This is a genomic window from Allofranklinella schreckenbergeri, assembly GCF_003703475.1.
Lineage (GTDB): Bacteria > Pseudomonadota > Gammaproteobacteria > Burkholderiales > Burkholderiaceae_C > Lampropedia > Lampropedia schreckenbergeri.
Window position 1 is genome coordinate 155331 of sequence record NZ_RDQM01000005.1, and the last position, 25616, is coordinate 180946.

Here is a 25616-nt window from a genome sequence, read left to right on the forward strand (position 1 = left end):
CATAATCCCCGGCATGCGAATACCTGACCCGCGATCGACCCCCATTCTGACATCAGTTTGCGCCGCCTTTGCCCTGCTGGGCGCTGCCGTGCAAGCGCAACCGCAGGCGGCCAGCACCGCCCCAACCGGCCCGCTGGCTGCGGCTGTGCAAGCCGCCTCGCATGCGGCGGGCGACAAGGTCATCGTGCAAATGCGCGCAGCGTATGCCTCCAAAAACCAGGCCCGCCTGGCGCAATTGCTGCCGCTGGTGCAAGGCCACCCGCTGGAGGGCTGGGGCGCGTATTGGGCGCTCAATGTGCGCCTGAAAGAAGCCAGCCGCGAGGAGGTCGATGCCTTTCTGGCGCGCTACCGGGGCAGCTACGTGGAGGATCGCCTGCGCAACGATTGGCTGCTGCAACTGGGCCAGCGCCGCCAGTGGGCCGAGTTCAGCCACTACGCCAAGGGCTTTCGCATGCAGGACGATCCGCAAGTGGCCTGCTATGAGCTGCTGATTGACGACATCCAGGGCCGCGCCACCCCTGCCGCGCCGCAGCGCGCCCTCTCGCTGTGGTGGGGGCAAACCAAGGCCGACGACGGCTGCCACCATGCGGTGGAGGAGTTTTTTGCCGATGGCCGCATCCAGGCAGCCGACATCTGGCAGCGCGCCCGCATTGGCGCGCACCTGGGGCGCGCCGCCATCGTGCGCCAGGCGGTGACGATGGCAGCCCCGCAATCGCTGCCCTACGTCGATCAGGCCATGGGCAAACCCGCCGCTTTTTTGCAGCACAAGGCGCTGGCCACCGATGCCGCGCGCCTGGCGCTGGCGCACGTGGCTTTGGCGCGGCTGGCCGCCAGCGACGAAGCCGCGGCCGCCGCCTACATGCAAACCGATTGGGCCAAGCGCCTGCCGCAGGCCGAGCGCGATTTCGTCTGGGGCGCGATCGGGCGCTGGGCGGGCATCCGCCTCTCGCCGCAGGCCAGCGGCTACTTCGCGCAGATCAAGAACGACCGCCATCTGCTGACCGAGCAGCAGCAATGGAAGGTGCGCGCAGCTCTGCGCGCTGGGCAGTGGGCGCAAGTGGCTTCGGCCATTGACGCCATGGATATGGACGAGCAGCAAAAGCCCACCTGGACGTATTGGCGCGCCCGTGCTCTGCAAGCCACCGGCAAGCCCGACGACCAGGCCCGCGCGCAAAGCCTGTTGCAGTCCATCGCCGGGCTGACGGGTTTTTACGAGCAACTGGCCTACCACGCCATTGGCGGCAAAGTCATGGCCCCGCCTGAGCCAGCGGCGCTCACGCCCGACGAGCAAGCCCGCGCCACCAACAATCCCGGCCTGCGCCGCAGCATTTACGCCATCCACATCGGCCTGCGCAGCGAGGGGGTGCGCGAGTGGAACTACACCACCAACCTGCACCAAAAAGGCGGCATGAGCGACCGCGACCTGCTGGCCGCCGCCGAATTCGCCTGCCGCTACCACGTGTGGGATCGCTGCATCAACACCAGCGAGCGCACCAAAGGTTTCATGAGCTTTCGCCAGCGCTACCCCATGCCGTTCAAGGACGCGGTGGTGGCGCGCACGGCGGAAATCGGGCTGGATCCGGCCTACGTCTATGGCCTGATCCGGCAGGAGAGCCGCTTCATCATGGATGCGCGCTCCAGCGTGGGCGCTTCGGGGCTGATGCAAGTGATGCCCGCCACGGCGCGCTGGACGGCCAAGCGCATCGGGCTGGAGAACTTCCAGACCAGCGACCTCAACCACAAAGAAACCAACATCGCCATCGGCACCGCCTATCTGAAGCTGGCGCTCGATGAGTTTGCCGGCTCCATGCCCCTGGCCGCTGCGGCCTACAACGCCGGGCCGGGCCGCCCGCGCAACTGGCGCAACGGCCCCGAGCTGGAGGCGGCCATCTGGGCCGAGAACGTGCCGTTCAACGAAACGCGCGATTACGTGCAGAAAGTGCTGGCCAACGCCACGGTGTATGGCGCCATCCTCAGCGGCCAGCCCCAGTCGCTGGGCAGCCGCCTGGGCCTGTCCATCGGCCCGCGCCCCGAAGGCAGCCCCGCCGCTATTGCGGATTTACCATGATCCAATCAAAGTAAAATCTACTTTAGCACCATCATGCCGAAACAAGGCATTTTCTTTGCCTATTGATTTGTAAAAAACCGCTCATGAGGCCACATTGGCCATGAGCGGTTTTGCATGTGCGGTATGGCTTAGGAGCGCTGGGTCAAGCCGCCGCCATCACTCCGGGCGCGAATTGGCATCGGCCACGCACAGCGCCGTCATGTTGACGATGCGGCGCACGGTGGTGCTGGGGGTGAGGATGTGCACGGCCTTGGCCGCGCCCAGCAGCATGGGGCCGATGGCGATGTTGTGGCCGGCGGCGGTTTTGAGCAGGTTGTAGGCGATGTTGGCCGCGTCAATGCCCGGCAGCACCAGCAAGTTGGCGTCGCCTTGCAGCGTGGTGTTGGGCATCAGCGCCAGGCGCGCCTGCTCATCGAGCGCCACGTCGCCGTGCATTTCGCCGTCCACCTCCAGCCAGGGCGCTTGCTCGCGCAGCAGCGCCAGGGTTTGGCGCATCTTCACGGCGCTGGGCGTGTCGCTGCTGCCAAAGCTCGAATGCGAGAGCAAGGCCACCTTGGGCTGGATGCCAAAGCGCCGCATCTCTTCAGCGGCGGCCAGGGTGATCTCGGCCAGTTGCTCGGCGCTGGGGTCGTAGTTGACGTGGGTATCGACCAGAAACACCTGCCGCCCAGGCAGCATCAGCGCGTTCATCGCGGCGTACATGCGCGCGCCAGGGCGTTTGCCAATGACTTGATCGACGTAGTTGAGGTGGTGCGCGTAGCTGCCCCAGGTGCCGCAGATCAGCCCCTGCACATCGCCCTTGTGCAGCAGCATGCTGCCAATGAGGGTGAGGCGGCGGCGCATCTCGATCTTGGCGATGGGGATGGTCACGCCCTTGCGCTCGGTCATCTGGTGGTAGGTGCGCCAGAAATCCTGGTAGCGCTCGTCTTGCTCGACGTTGACGACGTCGTAATCGCGCTCCTGCTTGAGGCGCAGGCCGAATTTCTCGATGCGCTGGGCGATGACCTCGGGGCGGCCGATCAGCGTGGGGCGGGCGATTTTTTCGTCCACCACGATTTGCGCCGCCCGCAGCACGCGCTCCTCCTCGCCCTCGCTGTAGGCGATGCGCTTGTTCTGCGCCGCCTTGGCCGCCAGGATGATGGGCTTCATCATGGTGCCGGAGGTGTAAACGAAGTTTTGCAACCGCTGCACGTAGGCATCCATGTCCTCAATCGGGCGCGAGGCCACGCCGCTGGCTTGCGCGGCTTTGGCCACGGCCGGGGCGATGCGGATCATCAGGCGCGGATCGAATGGCTTGGGGATGACGTATTCCGCCCCGAACATGAGTTTTTCGCCCACATAGGCGCGCGCCACTTCCTCGCTTTGCTCGGCCTGCGCCAGCTCGACGATGGCGTGCACGGCCGCCACTTCCATCTCATCGGTGATGGCCGTGGCGCCGCAATCGAGCGCGCCACGAAACAGGTAGGGAAAGCACAGCACGTTGTTGACCTGGTTGGGGTAGTCGCTGCGCCCCGTGGCAATCACCGCATCGCTGCGCACGGCCTTGACTTCGCTGGGCAAAATCTCCGGCGTGGGGTTGGCCAGCGCCAGCACCAGGGGTTTGTCGGCCATGCGCGCGACCATCTCGGGCTTGAGCACGCCGCCTGCGGACAGGCCCAAAAACACGTCCGCGCCTTCGATCACTTCGGCCAGCGTGCGCTGATCGGTTTTTTGCGCGTACTGGGCCTTGATTTCGTCCATCAATTCGGTGCGGCCTTCGTACACCAGGCCGTGGATATCGGTGACCCAGACGTTTTCCTTCTTCAAACCCAGCTTGAGCAACAACCCCAGGCAGGCCAGCGCCGCTGCGCCTGCGCCAGAGGTCACCAATTTGACATCCTCAATCTTCTTGCCCACCACGCGCAGGCCGCCAATCACCGCCGCGCCCACGACAATGGCCGTGCCGTGCTGGTCGTCGTGGAACACGGGGATTTTCATGCGCTTGCGCAGCTCGCGCTCGACGAAGAAGCACTCGGGGGCTTTGATGTCCTCCAGATTGATGCCGCCAAAGGTCGGCTCCAGCGCGGCGATGATGTCCACCAGCTTTTGCGGGTCCTTCTCGTCGATTTCGATGTCGAACACATCAATACCCGAGAACTTCTTGAACAGTACGCCCTTGCCCTCCATCACCGGCTTGGAGGCCAGCGCGCCAATATCGCCCAGGCCCAGCACCGCCGTGCCATTGCTGATGACGCCCACCAAATTGGCGCGGCTGGTGTAGCGCGCGGCGGCGGCCGGGTCTTTCTGAATCTCCTCGCAGGGCGCGGCCACGCCGGGCGAATAGGCCAGCGACAGCTCGTACTGGTTCATCAACTGCTTGGTGGGCGTGACGGAAATCTTGCCCGGCACGGGCTGTTCGTGGTACTCCAGCGCGGCTTCGCGCAACAGAACTTTCTTATCTTGTGGCTTTTGATCTGGCATGGTGTGAGCGTCAAAGTGGCGCGGGCGGGCGCCCGGCAAGCGAAACAAGCCGCCAGTGTAGCGCCGCGATTTTGCGAACCAGCTCTGACTATGATGGCGCCCCTTGACCGTTTTGCCCTCCTGCGCTTGCCATGTCCGGACTCAATCTCGCCCAAACCCAAGCCGTGCACCACATCAGCGGCCCCTCCTTAGTGCTTGCGGGCGCAGGCTCTGGCAAAACGCGCGTCATCACCCACAAAATCGCCCATTTGATCGAGCGCGGCCTGCCCGCACAGCGCATCGCCGCCATCACCTTCACCAACAAAGCCGCCGCTGAAATGCGCGAGCGCGCCCGCGGGCTGATCGGCAAGCCTGCCAAGGATGTGCTGATTTGCACCTTCCACGCCTTGGGCGTGCGCATGGTGCGCGAAGACGGGCAGGCGCTGGGGCTCAAGCCCCAATTCAGCATCCTCGACAGCGACGACGTGCTCTCCATCCTCAAAGAGTGCGGCGGCACCACTGATGCCGCCCTGGCGCGCCAGTGGCAATGGACCATCAGCCGCTGGAAAAACGAAGGGCTTAACAGCGCCAGCGCCTTGCAAGCCGTCCAAAACGAAGCCGAAAAAGTAGCCGCTGTGGTCATGGCCCGCTATGAGGAGCGCCTGAGCGCCTACCAAAGCGTGGATTTCGACGATTTGGTCGGCCTGCCACTGGCGTTGCTGCGCCAGCATCCCGAAGTACGCGAGAAATGGCAAACCCGCCTGGGCCATGTGCTGGTGGACGAATACCAGGACACCAACGCCACGCAGTACGAACTGCTCAAACTGCTGGTGGGCGAGCGCGGGCATTTCACCGCCGTGGGCGACGACGACCAATCCATCTACGGCTGGCGCGGCGCCACGCTGGAGAATCTGAAAAAGCTGCCGGTGGACTTTCCCACCCTGCGCGTCATCAAGCTGGAGCAAAACTACCGCTCCACCAGCGCCATCCTGCGCGCGGCCAACCACGTCATCGGCCCCAACCCCAAGCTATTCCCAAAGACGCTGTACTCCGAGCTGGGCGAGGGCGAACCCGTGCGCGTGATGGATTGCGACAGCGAAGAGCATGAGGCCGATCGCATCGTCCACCGCATCCAAAGCCTGCGCGCCGCCAACCCCATCCCCGAATGGCGCGACTTCGCCATCCTCTACCGCGCCAACCACCAGGCCAAGCCACTGGAAAAAGCCCTGCGCAAAGCGCAAATCCCCTACAAAGTCTCCGGCGGCACCAGCTTTTTCGACCGCGCCGAAATCCGCGACCTGTGCGCCTGGTTTCGACTCTGGAGCAACGAAGACGACGACCCCGCCTTTCTGCGCGCCATCACCGCGCCGCGCCGCGGCATCGGCCACCAAACGCTGGCGCAATTGGGCGAATTCGCCACGCAAATGCAATGCAGCCTGTTCGCCGCCATCTTCAGCCCCATGCTCAGCACCCGCCTGAGCGCCCGCGCCCTGGGCAGCCTGCAAGAATTTGGCCGCCAAATCAACGACTTGCAATACCGCGCCCGCCACGCCACGGGACAGGACGCCGCACGCCAATTTCTCAAAGACTGGCTCCAAGACATCCGCTTTGAAAGCTTTTTGCTCGACCACTCCGACACCACTGCCGCCGCCACCGCCCGCTGGGACAACGTGCAAGAGTTTTGCGACTGGATGGCCCAACGCGCAGGCGGCGCCATCGAAGCCCCCGATATGGCCAGCCAGCAAGCGCAGTCCGCCCCCAAAAGCCTGCTCGAAGTCGCCCAAACCATCGCCCTGCTCTCCACCTTGAGCGAGCAGGAAAAAGAGCAAAACGTCGTCACCCTCTCCACCCTGCACGCCGCCAAAGGCCTGGAATGGCCCCACGTCATCATGGCAGGCGTCAACGAAGGCGTGTTGCCCTTCCAGCAAGGCGAAGAGCCCATCGCCGCCTCGCGCCTGGAAGAAGAGCGCCGCCTCATGTACGTAGGCATCACCCGCGCCCAACGCACCCTCGCCGTGAGCTGGACACGCCGCCGCAAAAAAGGCCGCGATTGGGTCGCTGGCAAACCCAGCCGCTTCATCGCCGAAATGAACCTCACCCCCGACACCGCCCGCGAAGACCCGCGCGCCAAACTCCGCGCCCTGCGCGAAGAATTCGCCCGCAAAGCCGGCGGCATGTGAGCACTGGTTTTTTGATCGATCTGGAATGTCCTGATTTTATAAATCAAAAGGAAATAAAATTGCCTAGTTTTGGCATGATGACAATACCAAAACATTTACCATGATTTGCAATTCACAGAAACACCCCTGCTCGTCAAGCCATGAAAAAACCGCCTATACAGGCGGTTTTTTCATGGCAACCTTATGGGGTCAAGGGCTATGTGGGCCAAGCCATCAGGTCTTCTCAACTTGGCTGAACTCCAGCTCCACCGGCGTCGAGCGACCAAAAATCATCACCGACACCCGCAGGCGGCTGCGCTCGTAATTGACCTCTTCCACCGTGCCATTGAAATCGGCAAACGGGCCTTCCTTGACACGCACCAACTCGCCCACCATGAACTCGATTTTGTGGCGCGGCCGCTCGCCCCCCTCCTCCAGACGATTGACGATCTTCTGCACCTCCGCCTCGGGAATTGGCGTCGGCTTATTGCGCCCACCCACAAAGCCAGTGACCTTGCTGGTTTGCTTCACCAAATGCCATGTCTCATCGTCCATCACCATTTCGACAAAGACATAGCCGGGGTAGAGCTTGCGCTCAGCCATCTTGCGCTGGCCGTTTTTCATCTCCACCACTTCTTCCGTAGGCACCAGGATGCGACCAAACTTGGCCTCCATCCCCTCACGCGCCACGCGCTCGGCAATATTGCGCTCTACTGCTTTCTCCATGCCGGAGTAAGCATGCACGATGTACCACTGCTTCGCAAAACCCGTCGTCTCGGTTTCGCCAGTCGGCTTGTTCTCTGCGTCACTCATCCATTCCTCCATCCCAGCAGCAAATCAAAAACCACCCACCCCACAGTCATGTCCGCCAACCAAAGGAACAAGGCCATCACGACAGAAAAAGCAAAAACATAGCCCGTCATCTGAGTGGCATCTTTGCGCCGAGGCCAAACCACTTTTTTCAGTTCATTCCAAGAGTCACGCACATAAACGATGAAGTCGCGCCCTGGATTCGACCAAAGAAACACCAGTGTCGCCAACACCAAGCCAATCAGCAACGCCCCCCACTGCACGAAAGCGCCATGGGCAGACAACCAATAGAACGCCACAACGCCACCAACGGCAAACAAAACCGCAATGACAAGCTTGAACACACTGGCGCCAGAGCCAACCGTTTCAACCTGCGAGGGTGCTGACATTTCTCACTCCATGCACCCGAAAAACCTCAGATGCCAAACATTCATACAGAAAAACCCGCCATGTGAGGGCGGGTTTCATTCAAAAGAAGCGGTTGAGACAACCTCTTCTGGCAGGGGCAGTAGGAATCGAACCTACAACCTTCGGTTTTGGAGACCGACGCTCTGCCAATTGAGCTATACCCCTAGACCTTCAGAAAATTTGCGAATCACCTTCGCAAATTTTCACTTTCAAAACTCAAGCAATGATCTTGGCCACCACGCCGGCGCCGACGGTACGACCGCCTTCACGGATCGCGAAGCGCAGACCTTCTTCCATGGCAATCGGAGCAATCAGCTTGACGGTGATGCTGACGTTGTCGCCAGGCATGACCATTTCCTTGCCTTCAGGCAGTTCGATGGAGCCGGTCACGTCCGTGGTGCGGAAGTAGAACTGCGGACGGTAGTTGCTGAAGAAGGGGGTGTGACGACCGCCTTCGTCCTTGCTCAGCACATAGACCTCGGCCGTGAAGTCGGTGTGCGGCTTGATGGTGCCGGGTTTGGCCAGCACTTGACCGCGCTCGACTTCTTCGCGCTTGGTACCACGCAGCAACAGACCGACGTTGTCGCCAGCCTGACCCTGGTCGAGCAGCTTGCGGAACATTTCCACGCCGGTGACGGTGGTCTTTTGCAAGTCACGGATGCCGACGATTTCGATTTCTTCGCCGACTTTGATGACGCCACGCTCGACACGGCCGGTGACCACGGTACCGCGACCAGAGATGGAGAACACGTCTTCCACGGGCATGAGGAAGGTGCCGTCCACGGCGCGCTCGGGGGTGGGGATGTAGCTGTCCAGGGCTTCAGCGAGCTTGAGGATGGCTTCTTCGCCGATGGGGCTTTGGTCGCCTTCCAGGGCCAGCTTGGCAGAGCCGCGGATGATGGGGGTGTCGTCGCCAGGGAAGTCGTACTTGGAGAGCAGTTCGCGCACTTCCATTTCGACCAGTTCCAGCAGCTCTTCGTCGTCCACCATGTCGGCCTTGTTCAGGAAGACGATGATGTAGGGCACGCCCACCTGGCGCGAGAGCAGGATGTGCTCACGGGTTTGGGGCATGGGGCCGTCAGCGGCGGAGCAGACCAGGATGGCGCCGTCCATCTGAGCGGCACCGGTGATCATGTTCTTGACGTAGTCGGCGTGGCCAGGACAGTCCACGTGGGCGTAGTGGCGGTTGGCCGTTTCGTATTCCACGTGCGAGGTGTTGATGGTGATGCCGCGAGCCTTTTCTTCGGGCGCATTGTCGATCTGGTCGTAGCCCTTGGCTTCGCCGCCGAACTTCTTGGACAACACGGTGGCGATCGCTGCAGTCAGCGTCGTCTTGCCATGGTCCACGTGACCAATCGTGCCCACGTTCACGTGGGGCTTGGTGCGCTCAAACTTACCTTTTGCCATTTCTCAAACCTCGAAAGAAATGAATTACCAGAGACAAAACAACAAACCGCCACTGCAAGCGGCGAATTGGTGCCCATGGCGGGAATCGGACCCGCGACCTCTCCCTTACCAAGGGAGTGCTCTACCACTGAGCCACATGGGCACTGAAGCTCACACCAGATAAGACAACACCCCATCTGGAGCGGGAGACGGGAATCGAACCCGCGTCATCAGCTTGGAAGGCTGGGGTTCTACCATTGAACTACTCCCGCAGAATTTGCAATTGCATGCAAATCAAGAAGCCTGGTGGAGGGAGCTGGATTCGAACCAGCGTACTCGTTAGAGGGCAGATTTACAGTCTGCTGCCTTTAACCACTCGGCCATCCCTCCGTAAAAGGTAGACTATAGCATAAAAAATCTTCGCTCAGTTCATCCATGAAAATTTTTCGCCAACATGGCTCGTTGTCTGGATTGCAAGCCCAACGCCTCATGCTCAAGAGCATCCCTCTTGCAGCCATTGCCATCATGGCATGCCTCTTGGTGGCCATCCTCGGCACCACAAAGTTCGTGGAATATCGTGCGCGCGATGCCAAATTTTTGCGCGATCAAGCCATACAAGCCGCGAGGGTGCTAGAACATGTCGATGTGCTTTCCGATACCTCGCCACTGAATCAAGTTAACGAGCTGGTCTGGGCTCTGGAGGACTTGCAAAACACACTCCCGCATGACTCAAAAGCAACCTCTGCCATTGTGCTCGCTTACCGTCAGGCATTGAATTTGCGTGACAGCCTGCGTTTTATCCGCCCCAGCAGTCCCGAGATCACTGTTTCGCATATTCACTCCCTCTTGACTGAAGCCCGGCATGCCTTGAGACGCGAGATGGAAGCCAGTGCTGCTGCACACTTTCGCATCCTTGAACAAAATTTGCTTTTTTGGAATTTTGGAATTGCAACCGCGTTGATTCTCGTGAGCATTCTTGGCGGATGGCTGCTCTATCGCTACGGATATCGACCGATGTCATCACTGCGAACCATCTTAAGCGTATGCGCACGCAAAGACAGTACGCCAACGGCCTTGGCTGATGCAGACCTGTATTTGCTTGAGCCTAGTATGCGCGCCAACATCCAAACCATCTATCGACTACTACGTGAAGGCGATCAGCTCGCAGCACAAATGGCGCAGCGTGTTCAAGGTTTCCAAGCATCACAGCAAATGCTGGAATTAGCCAAAGCCATTCCAGGCGTCGTCTTTCAATACGAATACCTAGCGGACGGCACACGCATACACCATTTCGTCAGCCCTAAAGCCTGGTCTTTCTTCGGCCAATCAGAGCCCGAAGGCGCAGCAGACGCTGCGCAATACGGACACGACTGGGAGGATGCGTCACCCATTCCCCTTGCTTTAACCCATAGCCTTTTCGAGCACGTAGCGCAGCAGCAATCCCCAGCACCCCAAGTATTGGAATACGACACAGAAATCGCTTATGTGGGTCAACAGCGGTGGATTCGTACATTGGCCACAGCTACTCCGCAAACGAGCGGATCGACTATCGTCAATGGTGTATGGCTAGATGTCAGCGAGAGCATTGAACAAGCGCAAGCGTTGACCAAAGCTCATAGCGACGCAGAGCGCGTCGCTGAAGAAAAAGCCCGGCTATTAGCTGTCATGAGTCACGAGATTCGCACACCTCTCAATGGCATACTGGGCATGGCCCAATTGGCATTGAAAAGTGATATGCCTGTAATGCAACGCGAGCGCATTCGCAAAATTCTCAGCTCCGGCCACCATCTGATAGAGATAGTTAATGATGTACTGGATTTTTCAAAAATTGAGAGTGGTCAGCTGGCATTAGAGCAAACGTCTTTCTCCCTATCGCATCTGGTGGCGGAGGTCTGCGATCTACTCGCACCACGTGCCGCTGAAAAGGGGCTGGAGCTTTGGGTAGACATTCCTCCCCCGCTCTATGGCAATTGGCTGGGAGACCCATTCCGACTACGCCAAATTCTCGTGAACTTTACGGTTAACGCAATCAAATTCACCCAGGCAGGCGAAGTCTCGATACACGCAAAAATCCTTGACCACTCCTCACCTGGGCCCGATGCGAAAAATCTGGAACAAGAATCAACCCTGCTACTCATCGAAGTCCATGACACAGGCATCGGTATTTCATCGCAAGACCAAAAAAACCTATTTCAGGCTTTTCGACAAGCCGATGCATCAATCACACGGCGTTACGGGGGGACAGGGCTGGGCCTAGCCATTTCCAACCATTTTGCGCAATTGCTAGGCGGACAAACGGGCGTACGCAGCCGTCCAGGAGAAGGCAGCGTATTTTGGTTTACCGCACGTATCCAACGCGCTAGCCCAGACGCAACTCACGATGAATTGCGTGGCTGGCAAGTCTTAATTGCGGAAAGCCATGACGGTGCTCGCGCTGCTTTGCGCAAAACGCTGGCCAATGCTTTCGCCTGCAAAGTGGTAGAGGCGAATTCAGGACATCAAGTTCTCCAACTTTTACAAACTAGCCGAGAACGTTTTGACCTGTGCATTTTTGCATCACAACTGGCCGACATGAACGCAATCCAGTTACTGCAAGCAACAAGGCAAGCCAACTACCCTGGCCCCATATGGTTTGCTGGCTACCAAGACTCCCCTGAACTTGCTACCTTAGGGAAAGAACCCGGTGTCTCCATACTGACCAAGCCACTGGGTCTGGATATCCTTGCTTTGGCTGCGAAACAGGCTCTTTCTCATACCGGCAGTCATTTTGAATACGCATCGTCTGCACCCCTCCGCTTTCTCATCGTAGACGATAACGCCCTCAATCGCGCCATTGCCGCAGACTTCCTACAAAGCAACCCCGACCTGCATAGCAGCATCGATTTTGCTGAGAACGGCCAGCAAGCCATTGAAAAAATCCTTGCAGCGCAAGAACTCCCATACGATGCCGTACTGATGGATGTAGAAATGCCGGTCCTAGACGGGCTGTCTGCGACAAGGGAAATCCACGAACTGCTTCAAGACCCGCCTCCCATTTTCGCCATGTCGGCACATCATGGTGGAGAGCAAGAAGCCCAAGCGTTAGCCAGTGGCATGCTGGACTTCATTCATAAGCCCTTGGTCGAAACCCAATTCTGGAAAGTCCTCAGCGCTTGGCATATCACCCCGCTGCGCGCCGCCGCCCCCGTTTCACAGCCTGCGGATTTACCTGCCCAAAGTGACACTTTTGACCACCATGCATGGCTAGACCTCGTGCATAGCCTCTCTTTTGAGCGAGCACAAGAACTGGCAGAGCAGTTCCTCACACAATCCGAGCAACAACTACAAGAGCTCACCAGCGCTTACAACTCTCAGGACGTCAGCAAACTTTACGCTGTCCTGCACCAAATCAGCGGTACCGCCGGCTCATTTGGATTGATCGCAGCGGGATCGGCTGCGAAAGCCATGTCTGCGGCCATCCGATCACAACAGCAAAGCCAGCTACCCACCCTGCTGATACAGCTTCAAACGGCCCTGCATCACGGACAAGCCCACTTAAAAGGGCTGATTGCCCAATCCACTGCGATGGAAAAACAACCTGATGAAAATAGTTAACCATTGCCAGCACACCCCCACCTGAAAACGTAACCACTTGTACAGCAATCCGGCTACACTGCCATTGCATCATGGCTGTTCAACGACCCCATTCCATCCACAGGAACAGGGGCATCTGCCTATCGGGTCGCTCAACTCTCTATAACTCTATTGATCAATATGCCCACTGAAGAAGTCACCAAAAAAGCCCCCGTGACGGTTGCCTTGCCAACTGTAGCTCGGGCCTTTTTGGCGTCCAAACAACTCACTCAGGAACAAGTCGACACAGCACTGCAAAGGGCGCAAAGTGAGCGCCGAGATTTTTTAGAAATCGTTATAGAAAGCAACCTTCTTTCAAGTGCGCAAGTTGCAAAAACCATCTCGGATGTTTTTGCCGTCCCTTACATTGATCTTGATGCTATTGAGCCCTTGCGGCTTCCCTCTCAATTACTGGATCTGAAACTTTGTCGCACCTATAAAGTGATTGCCCTTGGAAAAAAACAAGGTCGACTCATTATTGCCAGCAGCGATCCCAGCAATCGAGATATTGCAGAAAAGATCAAATTTGCAACACAGTCTTCTGTAGAATGGATTGTTGCCGATTTAAACAAAATCAACTCATTATTGGAAACAATTGCAAAATCCAACTCCTTGGATTCACCCTCCTCCTCGGATGATTTTGAATTTGGCGAATTTGAAATAAGTTCCGAAACGGAAGCGGAGGACGACGCTTCCGCGGTTGCAGATGCAGATGATGCCCCGGTTGTTCGATTTTTTCAAAAAATGATTGTGGACGCCGTTCGCATGGGGGCATCTGACTTGCATTTTGAACCTTACGAGTTTAGTTATCGCGTACGTTTTCGAATCGATGGAGAGCTGAGGGAGGTTTCCTCTCCCCCAATAGGAATCAAAGAAAAAATAGCCTCGCGCATTAAAGTGATTTCCCGAATGGATATTTCCGAAAAACGCATCCCACAAGATGGACGAACAAAAATGCGTATAGGCGGAAAATCTATCGATTTCCGTGTTAGCACACTACCTACACTGTTTGGGGAAAAAATAGTAATACGTATCCTAGATTCCAGCAGCGCAAAGATAGGCATTGACGCACTTGGATACGAACCCATCGAGAAAGAGCGCCTGCTTAAAGCTATTGAAAGACCATATGGGATGATTTTGGTTACAGGCCCAACAGGCTCCGGCAAAACCGTTTCCCTTTACACTTGTCTAAACCTTCTGAATAAGCCTGGCGTCAATATTTCTACCGCAGAAGATCCCTCTGAAATCAACTTACCTGGTGTTAACCAAGTTAATGTTAACGACAAAGCAGGCCTCACCTTCGCAGCTGCGCTCAAATCCTTTTTACGACAAGACCCTGACATTATCATGGTGGGGGAAATCCGCGACTTGGAAACAGCCGATATTGCCATTAAGGCCGCACAAACAGGCCACCTAGTGCTATCCACACTCCACACCAACGATGCCCCCACTACCTTAACACGCTTGCGCAATATGGGCATAGCCCCATTCAATATCGCCTCCAGCGTGATTTTGATTACAGCCCAACGTCTAGCACGAAGGCTATGTGTTCACTGCAAAGAGCCTGCAGAAATCCCGGTGGACGCCATGATTGATGCCGGATTCAGCTACGATGATTTGGATGGCTCATGGGTGCCTTATAAAGCTGTTGGCTGCTCTGCCTGCAACAACGGCTACAAAGGGCGGGTCGGTATTTACCAAGTCATGCCCATCTCCGAAGAAATTCAACGCATCATTCTTGCCGATGGCTCTGCCTTAGAAATCCAAGATCAGGCCGAAAAAGAAGGCGTGCGCACTTTGCGGCAGTCCGGCCTGCAAAAAGTCAAGATCGGTGTCACCTCATTGGATGAGGTGCTGGCCGTTACCAATGAATAATGCATAGATTGGAGATATTTTATGGCCACAGCAACTGCCAGAACCAGCACCAAAAACGAAACCAAAAATTATTTATTTGAATGGGAAGGCAAAGACCGTAATTCTCGCGCTGTTCGAGGTGAAATATCGGCCGCTGGAGAAAATCAAGTCCGCGCCACCTTGCGCAAACAAGGCATTTACGTTACAAAAATCAAGAAGCGCCGAATAAAATCCGGCAAAAAAATCAAAGGCAGAGACATTGCCACCTTCACACGCCAACTTTCCACCATGATGCGCGCAGGCGTTCCCTTGCTGCAGTCATTTGATATTGTCGCACGAGGCAACCCTAACCCCAGCGTGACCAAATTATTAAACAACATCAAATCCGATGTAGAAACAGGCACTGCGCTCAGCGGCGCCTTCAGAAAATATCCATTATATTTTGACAATTTATACTGCAATCTTGTTGAAGCCGGCGAAGCCGCCGGTATTCTGGAAGACTTGCTAGACCGGCTGGCAACTTATATGGAGAAAATGGAAAATGTCAAGTCCAAAGTCAAATCTGCATTGATGTATCCCACTGCTGTCATGATCGTCGCAGCCATTGTGCTGACTGTAATCATGTTATGGGTAATTCCCGCCTTCAAAGAGGTGTTCACCAATTTTGGCGCCGATTTGCCTGCCCCGACCTTGATTGTGATGGGCATCAGTGATTTTGTAGTGAAATGGTTTTTGCTTATTGCCATTGTGTTAGGTGCAACAGGCTATTTCTCGCTACAGGCGTGGCGGCGTAGTGAGAAAGTCCAAATTTTTGTAGATCGGCTTCTCCTCAAACTGCCTATTTTTGGTGAGTTGGTCAATATGTCCAGCATTGCACGTTGGACGCGCACGCTTTCCACCATGTTTGCAGCAGGTGTTCCTTTGGTGGAGTCGCTAGATGCTGTTGGTGGCGCATCTGGTAATTACATCTATCGCAAAGCGACTGAAGAGGTTCAAAAAGAGGTGGCAACGGGTACCAGCCTGACAACCGCCATGACCAACACCAATGTTTTCCCCTCAATGGTTCTGCAAATGACTGCTATTGGCGAAGAATCCGGCTCGCTAGACCATATGCTGTCCAAAGCTGCCGATTATTACGAAGCAGAAGTGGACACCAAAGTGGAAGGCCTCTCCAGCCTGATGGAGCCTATCATTATTGTGGTTTTGGGCACATTGATTGGCGGCATCGTGGTTTCGATGTATTTGCCAATCTTCAAACTGGGCCAGGTGGTTTAATGACGATCGATAATCCATTAACGGCTGCTATTTTCGGGATTTTTGGCTTATTGCTGGGCAGCTTTCTCAACGTCGTCATCTACCGATTACCGGTGATTCTGAAAAAGAATTGGCGACGCGACTGTGTTGCCTATTTACGTGAACAAGGGATGGATCTTGCAGAAGAGCCAGAAGCACCCTCTTTCAATTTGCTCACGCCGCGCTCCCGCTGTCGGCAGTGCGGGCATGCCATTTCTGCACTGGAAAACATCCCTGTTCTGAGCTATCTGGTGCTGGGCGGTAAATGCCGAAGCTGCCGCACGCCCATTGGCATACGCTACCCGATGGTGGAAATTGCCACGGCCGTTGCGTGCGCACTGTGCGGCTACCACTGGGGCTGGAGTTGGGCTGGGCTGCTGTGGGCGGGCTTTTGCACGGCCATCATCACCTTGGTCATGATCGACTGGGACACCATGCTACTGCCCGACGATATCGTGCTGCCGCTGCTGTGGGCGGGGCTGCTGGCTTCGTGGGGGCAGTGGATTGCCACGCCGCTTTCCGCTTCGGTTCTGGGCGCTGCCGTGGGCTATCTCTCGCTGTGGTCGGTGGGTGCCTTGTTCAAACTTCTTTTCAAAAAAGAAGGCATGGGGCATGGCGACTACAAACTGCTGGCCGCGATGGGCGCTTGGCTCGGCGTAGGCGCCATCGTGCCCATCGTCCTGTTTTCTTCGTTGGTGGGCGCTTGCGTGGGCATCGCATTGCGGCTGAACAGCCGCTTGGGTCAAGGGCAGCCTATGCCCTACGGGCCTTTCCTCGGTGGTGCGGGCTTGATTGTTTTGGCGCTTTCGCCCGCCACCATCAACCAATGGATTGACCGTTTGATTCTGGGGGGCTGATGGCACCTGGGCAAACGCTGCGCATCGGGCTGACCGGCGGCATCGGCAGTGGCAAAAGCACGGTGGCCGCGCTGCTGTCGGCGCATTGCTGGACCGAAATCATCGATGCCGATCACATCTCCAGAAGTCTCACTGCCGCGGGCGGCGCAGCCATTGGCCCCATTGCGGCCCAATTTGGAGAGGCATTCATTGATGGCTCAGGTGCGATGGATCGCCAGCGCATGCGGGAGCTGGTGTTTCGCGATGCCCTGGCCCGCCGTGCTTTGGAAGACCTTTTACACCCCCTGATCTTCCAAGCCATTCACGCGGCGATTGGTCAGGCACGCGCACCAGTCGTTGTGCTGGATTTGCCCCTGCTGGTGGAATCCGCCCGCTGGCGCCCATGGCTGGATGGCGTGTGGGTTGTGGACTGTCCCGTCGAAATCCAAATCGAGCGTGTGCAGCGCCGCTCGCAACTGGAGCGCGCCAGCGTTGAGCGCATTGTGCAAACCCAGGCCAGCAGGGCGCACCGTTTGCGGGCGGCCGACATGGTCGTATTCAATGGCGACATTTCCCAAAGTGTCCTGACCTGTCAGGTGGTGCAGGCCGCCCGCCTATGGGGGGTGCCTCTTCGTCCTGAGTGAAACGCGCGTATAGTTTGCCGCTTTGCGTCTTCGTCAAGAGCGGCTTGGTTCTTGCGCACTCGCCCGCGCTTTCAACGTCGCCCTACCCCGCCTGTTGTGTCTGTCATGCATCCATCCCCATCGTTTCTGATTGTCGGCGGCGGTATTGCAGGCCTGAGCGCCAGCATCGCCCTGGCTTCGCAAGGCCACTCCATTGAACTGATCGAACAAAATCCGGCATTCCAGGAGGTGGGCGCAGGTCTGCAACTCAGCCCTAACGCCTGGCGTTGCATGCGCCAGTGGGGCCTGGAAGATGCCTTGCTAGAGATTTGCAGCCTGCCCGAGGCCATTGTCGCGCGCAACATCACCACCGGTGAAGTGCTCGGGCGCCAGCCTTTGGCTGGGCACGCGCTGCGCCGCTTTGGCGCGCCCTATGGCACGGCGCTGCGCACCGATTTGCACCGCATCTTGCTGAACAAGGCCAGGGAGTTCAGCCAGTTCTCCGCCGTCATGGGCAGTCAGGCGCTGTCGGTGCAGCAAGACGGATCGCGCGTCAGCGTCCAACTGCGCAGCCGCTTGAGCAATGAGATGACGGCCGATGCCCTGCTGGTTGCCGATGGCGCCCGCAGCAAGCTCGCTGCCAGCCTGCTGCCGCAATTTGAGCCTATGCGCTCGGGCTACACCGCGTATCGCGGGCTGCTGCGGCAATCGGCTTTGCCATTTCAGCTACGCACATCCACGGTCAATGCCTGGATGGGGAGGCACCTGCACGCCATCACCTATCCCGTGCAACAAGGGCATTTTCTGAATGTGGTCATCGTCGTCTCCGAGCGCATCCTGGGCCATCTTTCGCAGCGCGGCCCAGCCGACTTTCCCACGCTGCTGACCACGATTGAACAGCAGCAACCCCTGTTTCCCAAATTGAAAGACCTGTGCCTGGCCATCAACTCCTACGGCATCAACACCATGGGCGGGCGCTGGACGGAGTGGCCGCTGCAAATCCGCCAGCCCGTGCGCGACCCCGATGAGCTGGCCATTGGCCGCATTGCATTGCTGGGCGATGCCGCACACCCCATGGTGCCCTTTCTGGCGCAAGGCGCCGCCATGGCGATTGAAGATGCGGAGCAACTGCGCCAATCCCTGCAAGCCCAACCGCAGCTCAACGCTGCCCTGGCGCACTATGCCTACGCGCGTGTGCAGCGCTGCGGCAAAGTACAACGCGGCGCGCTGCGCAATGGCCGCATCTTCCACCTCAGCGGGCCTTTGGCCCTGGGACGCAATCTCGTCATCAAGACCATGACCCAGCAGGCGATGGATCGCCCCTGGCTTTATGCAGGCGGCCCCATTCCCGCCAGCGGCCTCTAATGAGGGCACAGGCCCAATCCCAATAAAAACAAATCAAAGAAAAACATCAATCAAAACCCAATTGCCAAAACAAGCAAGTTTGTTTGCCTATTGTTTTGCAAAAAAAGAGCTGCCCACCATGCCTGAAACCCCATCCGCCCGCCCCATGATGCGCCCCTTGAAACAGTGGCCGCTGGCGCAGCGCAACGCCATCCAGGGCGTGATGACCGATATCGACGACACCCTCACCCGCGACGGCCACATCGTGCCCAGCGCGCTGGACGCCTTGCACGCCTTGCGTGCGTGCGGCCTGCGCCTGATCGCCATCACCGGCCGCCCGGCGGGCTGGAGCGCGCCCTACGCCGAGCAATGGCCGCTCGATGCCCTGCTGGCCGAAAACGGCGCTGTCGCCTTCGTGCGCCAAAGCGATGGGCGCATGGCCAAGCTCTACCAGCAAAGCGCCCAAGTGCGCGCGCACAACTTCGCGCGCATGCAAGCGCTGGCCCAGCACATCACCGCCACCGTGCCCGGTGCCCAGCTCGCCACCGATTCGCCCGGGCGCGAGTGCGACATCGCCATCGACCACAGCGAATTCACCCAACTGCCCCAGGAGCACATCGCCCACGTCGTGCGCCTGATGCAAGAAGCGGGCATGCACGCCACCGTCAGCTCCATCCACATCAACGGCTGGTTTGGCGAGCACAACAAATGGCAAGGCGCGCAATGGATCGTGCGCCAACTCTGGGGCCGCGCCCTGCCCGACGAGCTGACGCAATGGGTGTATATCGGCGACTCCACCAACGACGAAACCATGTTCGCGCACTGCACCCACAGCGTCGGCGTCGCCAACATCGCCCGCTTTGCGCCCGCCATGCGCCACCTGCCCGTTTACGTGGCCGAAGCCGAGCGCGGCGACGGCTTTGCCGAAATGGCCGCCCTGCTGCTGGCTGCCCAGAGCGCGCCTGCCACCGCGCCAAGCCCGGCATGCAGCATCAGCCACTGAAGCCGCGCCCACCATGCCAGCCATGCCAAACCGCATCTGGGCCTTGATCCCCGCCGCAGGCGTCGGCCTGCGCGCTACCGCCACCACTGACGCTGCGGCCACCACCGCGCCAACAACGCCGCCACAGCCCAAGCAATACCAGCGGCTGCTGGGCCAAAGCCTGCTCTCGCACACCCTGCGCGCCTTTGGCCAGGTGCCCGCCATCGCCCACACCATCGTCGTCATCGCGCCGGGCGATGCCATCTTCCACACCCAGGCGGAAAACACCCAGCCCCACGCCAGCGCCCACGCCGTAGGCGGCGCCAGCCGGGCCGAATCCGTGCGCAACGGCCTGCACGCCCTGCGCACCCACCACGGCGCGCAAGCCGATGACTGGGTGCTGGTGCACGACGCCGCGCGCTGCCTGATTGCGCCAGCGTGGATCGAGCGCCTCATCCACGCCGTGCAAGGCCACCCCGTCGGCGGCCTGCTCGCCCTGCCCTTGCCCGACACCCTCAAACAGCAAGCCCCCGCTGGCGATGGCCAGCCTGCGCATGTGGCCGCCACCATCGCGCGCAGCGGCAAATGGCTGGCCCAAACCCCGCAAATGTTTCGCCTGGGCGCGCTCAGCGCCGCGCTGGAAAACGCCGATCTGGACGCCATCACCGACGAAGCCAGCGCCATCGAGGCCACCGGCCTGCGCCCGCTGCTCGTGCCCGCCAGCGCGCAAAACATCAAAGTCACCTACCCCGAGGACTTCGCTTTGGCCGAGGCTATCCTCCAGATGCGCCAGCGCGCCCCCGAATAACCCAATTATCCAATCAAAGGAAAATCCACTTATTTCATAACAAGCCGAAAATAGGTGATTTTATTTCCTTTTGATATGTAAATTATATCTGGCAGCAGCACTACAGGAGCCACCCCATGTCCACCCCCGCCCCCACCTGGCCCGCCCTTCGCATCGGCGAAGGCTGGGACTGCCACGCCCTCGTCCCCGGCCGCGCGCTCATTCTGGGCGGCATCCGCATCCCGTATGAGCGGGGGCTGCTGGGCCACTCCGACGCCGACATCCTGCTGCACGCCCTCACCGACGCCCTGCTGGGCGCCGCCGCGCTGGGCGATATTGGCCGCCACTTCCCCGATAACGACCCCGCTTTCAAAGACGCCGATTCCACCGCCCTGCTGCAAAAAGCCTGGCAACACGTGCAAGCCCAGGGCTGGCGCATCGTCAACATCGACAGCACCATCATCGCCCAGGCCCCAAAACTCGCCCCCCACATCGATACCATGCGCCAGCACATCGCCCACGCCCTGGGTCTGAGCGTCGCGCACATCAACATCAAGGCCAAAACGGCAGAAAAACTCGGCCCCGTCGGCCGCGGCGAATCCATGGAGGCGCGCGCCGTCGTACTGCTGTGCCAGGCCACCTGAGAGCCTGTTCCCTATGAGCACCTCCTCCCTGAACATCGTCGTCCTCGGCGGCGGCGCCTGGGGCACCGCCGTCGCCCTGGCTGCGGCCCAGCACCCGGCAGGCCACACCGTCACCCTCTGGCTGCGCGATGCCGCGCAAGCCGCCGCCACCGAGCAAGCGCGCTGCAACCAGCGCTACCTGCCCGATATCGCCCTGCCGCCCGCGCTGCGCATCGCCAGTGGCGCGCCCGATGCCCTGCTGGCACGCGCCCAGCTCGTCGTGCTGGGCACGCCCGTGGCCGCGCTGCGCGCCACGCTGCACGCCATCGCCCCCCAGCTCAGCGCTCGCGGCGCCGATGCGCCCCCCGTCGTCTGGCTGTGCAAAGGGCTGGAGCAACCGCCCGAAGGCCATTTATCTCCCGGCCTCTTGCCCCACGAAATCCAGCAAAGCGTCGCTCCCGCTTTGCCCTGCGGCGTGCTCAGCGGCCCCAGCTTTGCGCAGGAAGTGGCCCGCCAGCAACCCACCGCCCTGGTCGCCGCCAGCGCCCACGCGCCGGTGCGCCAGCGCCTGCTGGAGGCGTTTCACGCCAACGCCTTGCGCGTGTACGCCAATGACGACGTCACCGGCGTGGAAGTGGGCGGCGCGGTGAAAAACGTGCTGGCCATCGCCACCGGCGTGTGCGACGGGCTGCAGCTGGGCCTGAACGCGCGCGCCGCCCTCATCACCCGCGGCCTGGCGGAAATGACGCGCCTGGGCCTGGCCCTGGGCGGGCGGGCGGAGACCTTTCGCGGCCTCTCGGGCATCGGCGATTTGGTGCTCACCGCCACCGGCGGCCTCTCGCGCAACCGCACCGTCGGCCTGATGCTGGCCGAAGGCCAGCCGCTGCCCGCCATCCTGCAATCGCTGGGCCATGTGGCCGAAGGCGTGTACTGCGCGCGCGCCGTCGTGCAGCGCGCCGCCGCGCTGGGCGTGGAAATGCCGCTGAGCGCCGCCGTGGTGCGCCTGCTCGATGGCCAATGCAGCGCGCGCGAACTCGTGCACGGCCTGCTCAGCCGCGATCCAGCCCGTGAATAAGCCAAAATTGCCAATCAAAAGAAAATAAATTAGCATATTTCGGCATATTCACATTGAAATTAAATTTATTTTTGATTTATAATCATCACCGATTGCGCCATGACCGCCCCTTCCACCTTTGACAGCCAGCGCGCCCTGCACATGGCGCGCCAGGCCATCCAGACCGAAGTCGAGCAACTCCAATCCCTGCACACCCGCCTGGGCCAGCCCTTTGCCCAGGCCGTGGAGCTGCTGCTGCGCAACCGCGCGCGCGTCGTCGTCACCGGCATGGGCAAAAGCGGCCACATCGGCCGCAAAATCGCCGCCACGCTCGCCTCCACCGGCACGCCCGCCTTCTTCTTGCACCCGGCCGAAGCCAGCCACGGCGATCTGGGCATGGTCACCGCCGAGGATGTGGTGCTGGCCATCTCCAACAGCGGCGAGGCCGAGGAAGTCGTCGCCATCCTGCCCGCGCTGCGCCGCTTGGGTGCGACCATCATCGCCATGACCGGCCAGCCGCAATCGGCCCTGGCGCGCCACGCCGATCTGGTGCTGGATACTCACGTCACCCGCGAGGCCGATCCGCTCAACCTCGCCCCCACCGCCAGCACCACCGTGCAAATCGTGCTGGGCGACGCGCTGGCCGTGGCCGTGCTCGATGCGCGCGGCTTTCGCGCCGAAGACTTCGCCCGCTCCCACCCCGGCGGCGCGCTGGGCCGGCGCCTGCTCACCCACGTGCGCGACGTCATGCGCAGCGGCGACGCCATCCCCCGCGTACCGCAGGAGGCCGGGTTTGCTGCCCTGATGCACGAAATCTCCGCCAAAGGCATCGGCGCCACCGCCATCGTGGACGCACAAAACCGCCCCATCGGCATCTACACCGATGGCGATTTGCGCCGCCACATCGAAGCCGGGCTGGATTTGCGCGGCCAAACCGCCGCCCAGCTCATGCACCCCAGCCCGCGCACCATCGGCGCCGACGCCCTGGCCACCCAAGCCGCCGAGCTGATGGAACGCCACCGCATCACCAGCTTGCTCGTCACCGAAGCGGCCAGCGGCCAGCTCATCGGCGCACTGCACGTGGGCGATTTGATGCGCGCCAAAGTGATTTGAGCGCCGACGGCGCTGCTAGGCAGGCCGCTCTGGACTGGCAGGTAAGGTAGGCAGGCGGGCCGGCCAGTGAGTTGGCGAGTCCCTCGGCAGGCGCCTTGGTGCGCCAGCAGCCATGGGACAATTTCGCGCGACGCCACGCCGCACGCCCCTTGCGCAAGAAGCCACGCCCGGCGCGCGCATCCATCCATCCATATACAGGCCAGAGAGTGAGCATGAACGCGCCAAATCCCCCAGAGCACCCCTCCCCCCCCGCACTCCAGGCCGAAGGCCAGCAGCCGCCTGAAACGCTACTGCCCGCGCTGGAGCTGCCACTGCCGGACGGCCCCAGCGGCCCCGTGCCGCCCAAGCGCCACGCCGGGCCGCTGCACTGGCTGCAAATCGTGCGCTGGCTGCATGACGATGGCCTCATCTCTTCCGAGGAAGCGCAACGCACCATCGCGCGCTTTTCCCGCGCCGAAAGCGCCCAAAACCCGCTGGTGCGCCTGGACGGCGCCATGGCCCGCGCCGATGGCAGCGGGCGGCTGGACATCGACGCCCTAGCCCAATACGTCGCCCAATGCGCTGGCGTGGAGTTTTTGCGCATCGACCCGCTCAAGGCCGATGTGGGCCGCATTGCCGAAATCATGAGCGCGGCCTACGCCAACCGCTACAACGTCCTGCCCATCAGGGTGCTGCCCCATGAAGTAGTCATCGGCACCTGCGAGCCCTTCGTCACCGACTGGGTGCCCGAGATCGAGCGCCAAAGCCGCCGCGCGGTGCGCCTGGTCGTAGTCAACCCGCAAGAGCTCAAGCGCTACATCAGCGAGTTCTACGCCCTCTCCACCTCCGTCAGCTCGGCGCAGAAAAACAGCTCCGCCCACAGCACCCTGGCCAGCTTCGAGCAACTGGTCGAGCTGGGCAAAACCGGCCGCCAGCTTGACGCCAATGACCAGGGCGTGATCCGCGTCGTCGAATGGCTCTGGCAATACGCCTTTGACCAGCGCGCCAGCGACATCCACCTGGAGCCGAGGCGCGAGCAAGGCGCCATCCGCTTTCGCATCGATGGCGTGCTGCACACCGTCTATCAAATGCCCATTGGCGTGCTCAACGCCATGATTGCGCGCATCAAGCTGCTGGGGCGCATCGACGTGGTCGAGCGCCGCCGCCCGCAGGACGGGCGCATCAAAACCCGCACCCCGCAAGGCCAGGAAGTGGAAATGCGCCTGTCCACCCTGCCCACGGCCTTTGGCGAAAAAATGGTCATGCGCATCTTCGACCCCGGCAACGCCATCAAAAACCTCAGCGAGCTGGGCTTTTCCCAACACGACAGCCGCCGCTGGGAGGAGCTGGTCAACAAGCCTCACGGCATCATCCTCGTCACCGGGCCGACGGGTTCGGGCAAGACCACCACTCTGTACTCCACCCTCAAGCGCGTGGCCACGGAGCAAGTCAACGTCAGCACTGTGGAAGACCCGATCGAAATGATCGAATCGAGCTTCAACCAAACCCAGGTCCAGCCCCAAATCGACTTCAGCTTTGCCGAAGGGCTGCGCGCGCTGATGCGGCAAGACCCGGACATCATCATGGTGGGGGAAATCCGCGACCTGGAAACCGCCGAAATGGCCGTGCAAGCCGCCCTCACCGGGCACCTGGTGTTCTCCACCCTGCACACCAACGACGCCCCCAGCGCCATCACCCGCCTGATGGAGCTGGGCGTGCCCGCCTACCTCATCAACGCCACCTTGCTGGGCGTGCTGGCCCAACGCCTGGTGCGCACGCTTTGCCCCAGTTGCAAGCAGCCCGATGAGGATTTCGACCCCGACACCCTCGCCCAGGCCATCAAGCCCTGGAAGCTCAACCTCAGCGAACGCAAGATCAGCCCCTACCGCCCAGTGGGCTGCCCCGAGTGCCGCATGAGCGGCTTTCGCGGCCGCATGGGTTTGTACGAGCTGCTCACCGTCACCCCCGCCGTGCAGGCGCAAATCCATGCCCAGCTCAACCTCTCGGCGCTGCGCCGCGAAGCCGTGCAGGCCGGCATGCGCCCCCTGCGACTGGGCGGCGCGCAACGCATTCTCGACGGCACCACCACCCTGGACGAAGTGCTGACCTCCACGCCCGAGCCACAGCACAGCTAAAAGCCATGCCTCGCAGGCTCTTGCCCTCTGTATGCTCAAGCGCCTGCACGCCAAGGCGATTTATTTTTACAAATCAAAAGGAAAATAAATCGCCTTGTTTTGGCAAATTTT

At 60.1% G+C, this 25616-nt stretch carries 18 protein-coding genes and 4 tRNA genes; 14 read left to right on the forward strand and 8 right to left on the reverse strand.

Annotation, left to right across the window (positions count from 1 at the left end; genetic code table 11):
• Positions 1 to 13: 13 nt before the first annotated feature.
• The gene (locus EBQ26_RS05410; protein ID WP_122237993.1) at positions 14 to 2068 is read left to right on the forward strand and encodes a lytic transglycosylase domain-containing protein; all 2055 of its coding nucleotides are present in this window, start codon (positions 14 to 16) and stop codon (positions 2066 to 2068) included.
• Positions 2069 to 2224: 156 nt separating this feature from the next.
• Here the strand turns inward: EBQ26_RS05410 and EBQ26_RS05415 are convergent, their stop codons facing one another.
• Positions 2225 to 4528 (reverse strand): NADP-dependent malic enzyme, encoded by a 2304-nt coding sequence (locus EBQ26_RS05415; RefSeq protein WP_122237994.1) that lies wholly within the window; start codon positions 4526 to 4528, stop codon positions 2225 to 2227.
• Between the two features lie 131 nt (positions 4529 to 4659).
• On the opposite strand from EBQ26_RS05415, the gene EBQ26_RS05420 reads away from it, so the two are divergent.
• A complete protein-coding gene (locus EBQ26_RS05420) occupies positions 4660 to 6687 on the forward strand; it encodes an ATP-dependent helicase (protein ID WP_122237995.1) in 2028 nt (675 codons plus the stop codon).
• Between the two features lie 213 nt (positions 6688 to 6900).
• Here EBQ26_RS05420 and nusG read toward each other — a convergent pair whose 3' ends face one another.
• The 7 genes from nusG to EBQ26_RS05455 all read right to left on the reverse strand — a co-directional run bounded on the left by nusG (position 6901) and on the right by EBQ26_RS05455 (position 9660).
• Entirely contained in the window at positions 6901 to 7479 is a 579-nt protein-coding gene (gene nusG, locus EBQ26_RS05425; RefSeq protein WP_122237996.1) for a transcription termination/antitermination protein NusG, read from the reverse strand.
• Positions 7476 to 7865 (reverse strand): preprotein translocase subunit SecE, encoded by a 390-nt coding sequence (secE, locus tag EBQ26_RS05430; RefSeq protein ID WP_122237997.1) that lies wholly within the window; start codon positions 7863 to 7865, stop codon positions 7476 to 7478. Before secE ends, nusG begins: the two co-directional genes overlap by 4 nt.
• Before the next feature lie 108 nt (positions 7866 to 7973).
• Positions 7974 to 8049 (reverse strand) — tRNA-Trp (locus EBQ26_RS05435).
• Positions 8050 to 8100: 51 nt separating this feature from the next.
• Positions 8101 to 9291, reverse strand: a complete 1191-nt coding sequence (gene tuf / locus EBQ26_RS05440; RefSeq protein WP_095543731.1) for an elongation factor Tu — start codon at positions 9289 to 9291, stop codon at positions 8101 to 8103.
• A 67-nt stretch (positions 9292 to 9358) separates the two neighbouring features.
• A tRNA-Thr gene (locus tag EBQ26_RS05445) sits at positions 9359 to 9433 on the reverse strand.
• Positions 9434 to 9468: 35 nt separating this feature from the next.
• Positions 9469 to 9542, reverse strand: a tRNA-Gly gene (locus EBQ26_RS05450).
• A 32-nt stretch (positions 9543 to 9574) separates the two neighbouring features.
• Positions 9575 to 9660, reverse strand: a tRNA-Tyr gene (locus EBQ26_RS05455).
• Positions 9661 to 9705: 45 nt separating this feature from the next.
• On the opposite strand from EBQ26_RS05455, the gene EBQ26_RS05460 reads away from it, so the two are divergent.
• The 12 genes from EBQ26_RS05460 to EBQ26_RS05515 all read left to right on the forward strand — a co-directional run bounded on the left by EBQ26_RS05460 (position 9706) and on the right by EBQ26_RS05515 (position 25505).
• Positions 9706 to 12864, forward strand: a complete 3159-nt coding sequence (locus tag EBQ26_RS05460; RefSeq protein WP_122237998.1) for a hybrid sensor histidine kinase/response regulator — start codon at positions 9706 to 9708, stop codon at positions 12862 to 12864.
• Positions 12865 to 13023: 159 nt separating this feature from the next.
• Entirely contained in the window at positions 13024 to 14757 is a 1734-nt protein-coding gene (gene pilB / locus EBQ26_RS05465) for a type IV-A pilus assembly ATPase PilB (RefSeq protein WP_122237999.1), read from the forward strand.
• A gap of 21 nt (positions 14758 to 14778) precedes the next feature.
• Complete coding sequence (locus EBQ26_RS05470; protein ID WP_122238000.1) at positions 14779 to 16011, forward strand: type II secretion system F family protein; 1233 nt, start codon at positions 14779 to 14781, stop codon at positions 16009 to 16011.
• A complete protein-coding gene (locus EBQ26_RS05475; RefSeq protein WP_122238001.1) occupies positions 16011 to 16886 on the forward strand; it encodes a prepilin peptidase in 876 nt (291 codons plus the stop codon). The genes EBQ26_RS05470 and EBQ26_RS05475 overlap by 1 nt, the downstream gene beginning before the upstream one ends.
• Positions 16886 to 17509: a dephospho-CoA kinase gene (coaE, locus tag EBQ26_RS05480; RefSeq protein ID WP_122238002.1), complete on the forward strand. Its 624-nt coding sequence runs from the start codon at positions 16886 to 16888 to the stop codon at positions 17507 to 17509. Before EBQ26_RS05475 ends, coaE begins: the two co-directional genes overlap by 1 nt.
• Positions 17510 to 17614: 105 nt before the next feature.
• The gene (locus tag EBQ26_RS05485) at positions 17615 to 18853 is read left to right on the forward strand and encodes an FAD-dependent monooxygenase (RefSeq protein WP_122238003.1); all 1239 of its coding nucleotides are present in this window, start codon (positions 17615 to 17617) and stop codon (positions 18851 to 18853) included.
• A gap of 118 nt (positions 18854 to 18971) precedes the next feature.
• Positions 18972 to 19835: an HAD family hydrolase gene (locus tag EBQ26_RS05490; RefSeq protein WP_390614170.1), complete on the forward strand. Its 864-nt coding sequence runs from the start codon at positions 18972 to 18974 to the stop codon at positions 19833 to 19835.
• A gap of 13 nt (positions 19836 to 19848) precedes the next feature.
• The gene (gene ispD / locus EBQ26_RS05495) at positions 19849 to 20622 is read left to right on the forward strand and encodes a 2-C-methyl-D-erythritol 4-phosphate cytidylyltransferase (RefSeq protein WP_122238004.1); all 774 of its coding nucleotides are present in this window, start codon (positions 19849 to 19851) and stop codon (positions 20620 to 20622) included.
• 116 nt (positions 20623 to 20738) lie between these two features.
• Entirely contained in the window at positions 20739 to 21245 is a 507-nt protein-coding gene (gene ispF, locus EBQ26_RS05500; protein WP_122238005.1) for a 2-C-methyl-D-erythritol 2,4-cyclodiphosphate synthase, read from the forward strand.
• A 28-nt stretch (positions 21246 to 21273) separates the two neighbouring features.
• Entirely contained in the window at positions 21274 to 22299 is a 1026-nt protein-coding gene (locus tag EBQ26_RS05505; protein ID WP_122238054.1) for an NAD(P)H-dependent glycerol-3-phosphate dehydrogenase, read from the forward strand.
• A 99-nt stretch (positions 22300 to 22398) separates the two neighbouring features.
• Positions 22399 to 23391, forward strand: a complete 993-nt coding sequence (locus EBQ26_RS05510; RefSeq protein WP_122238006.1) for a KpsF/GutQ family sugar-phosphate isomerase — start codon at positions 22399 to 22401, stop codon at positions 23389 to 23391.
• A 212-nt stretch (positions 23392 to 23603) separates the two neighbouring features.
• Positions 23604 to 25505, forward strand: a complete 1902-nt coding sequence (locus EBQ26_RS05515) for a GspE/PulE family protein (protein WP_122238007.1) — start codon at positions 23604 to 23606, stop codon at positions 25503 to 25505.
• Positions 25506 to 25616 lie beyond the last annotated feature (111 nt).

Excerpts from the sequence above, each read along its gene's own strand:
- EBQ26_RS05410 (WP_122237993.1), top strand. The coding sequence starts at position 14 with ATGCGAATACCTGACCCGCGATCGACCCCCATTCTGACATCAGTTTGC.
- EBQ26_RS05415 (WP_122237994.1), bottom strand. The coding sequence starts at position 4,528 with ATGCCAGATCAAAAGCCACAAGATAAGAAAGTTCTGTTGCGCGAAGCC.
- EBQ26_RS05420 (WP_122237995.1), top strand. The coding sequence starts at position 4,660 with ATGTCCGGACTCAATCTCGCCCAAACCCAAGCCGTGCACCACATCAGC.
- nusG (WP_122237996.1), bottom strand. The coding sequence starts at position 7,479 with ATGAGTGACGCAGAGAACAAGCCGACTGGCGAAACCGAGACGACGGGT.
- secE (WP_122237997.1), bottom strand. The coding sequence starts at position 7,865 with ATGTCAGCACCCTCGCAGGTTGAAACGGTTGGCTCTGGCGCCAGTGTG.
- tuf (WP_095543731.1), bottom strand. The coding sequence starts at position 9,291 with ATGGCAAAAGGTAAGTTTGAGCGCACCAAGCCCCACGTGAACGTGGGC.
- EBQ26_RS05460 (WP_122237998.1), top strand. The coding sequence starts at position 9,706 with ATGAAAATTTTTCGCCAACATGGCTCGTTGTCTGGATTGCAAGCCCAA.
- pilB (WP_122237999.1), top strand. The coding sequence starts at position 13,024 with ATGCCCACTGAAGAAGTCACCAAAAAAGCCCCCGTGACGGTTGCCTTG.
- EBQ26_RS05470 (WP_122238000.1), top strand. The coding sequence starts at position 14,779 with ATGGCCACAGCAACTGCCAGAACCAGCACCAAAAACGAAACCAAAAAT.
- EBQ26_RS05475 (WP_122238001.1), top strand. The coding sequence starts at position 16,011 with ATGACGATCGATAATCCATTAACGGCTGCTATTTTCGGGATTTTTGGC.
- coaE (WP_122238002.1), top strand. The coding sequence starts at position 16,886 with ATGGCACCTGGGCAAACGCTGCGCATCGGGCTGACCGGCGGCATCGGC.
- EBQ26_RS05485 (WP_122238003.1), top strand. The coding sequence starts at position 17,615 with ATGCATCCATCCCCATCGTTTCTGATTGTCGGCGGCGGTATTGCAGGC.
- EBQ26_RS05490 (WP_390614170.1), top strand. The coding sequence starts at position 18,972 with ATGCCTGAAACCCCATCCGCCCGCCCCATGATGCGCCCCTTGAAACAG.
- ispD (WP_122238004.1), top strand. The coding sequence starts at position 19,849 with ATGCCAGCCATGCCAAACCGCATCTGGGCCTTGATCCCCGCCGCAGGC.
- ispF (WP_122238005.1), top strand. The coding sequence starts at position 20,739 with ATGTCCACCCCCGCCCCCACCTGGCCCGCCCTTCGCATCGGCGAAGGC.
- EBQ26_RS05510 (WP_122238006.1), top strand. The coding sequence starts at position 22,399 with ATGACCGCCCCTTCCACCTTTGACAGCCAGCGCGCCCTGCACATGGCG.
- EBQ26_RS05515 (WP_122238007.1), top strand. The coding sequence starts at position 23,604 with ATGAACGCGCCAAATCCCCCAGAGCACCCCTCCCCCCCCGCACTCCAG.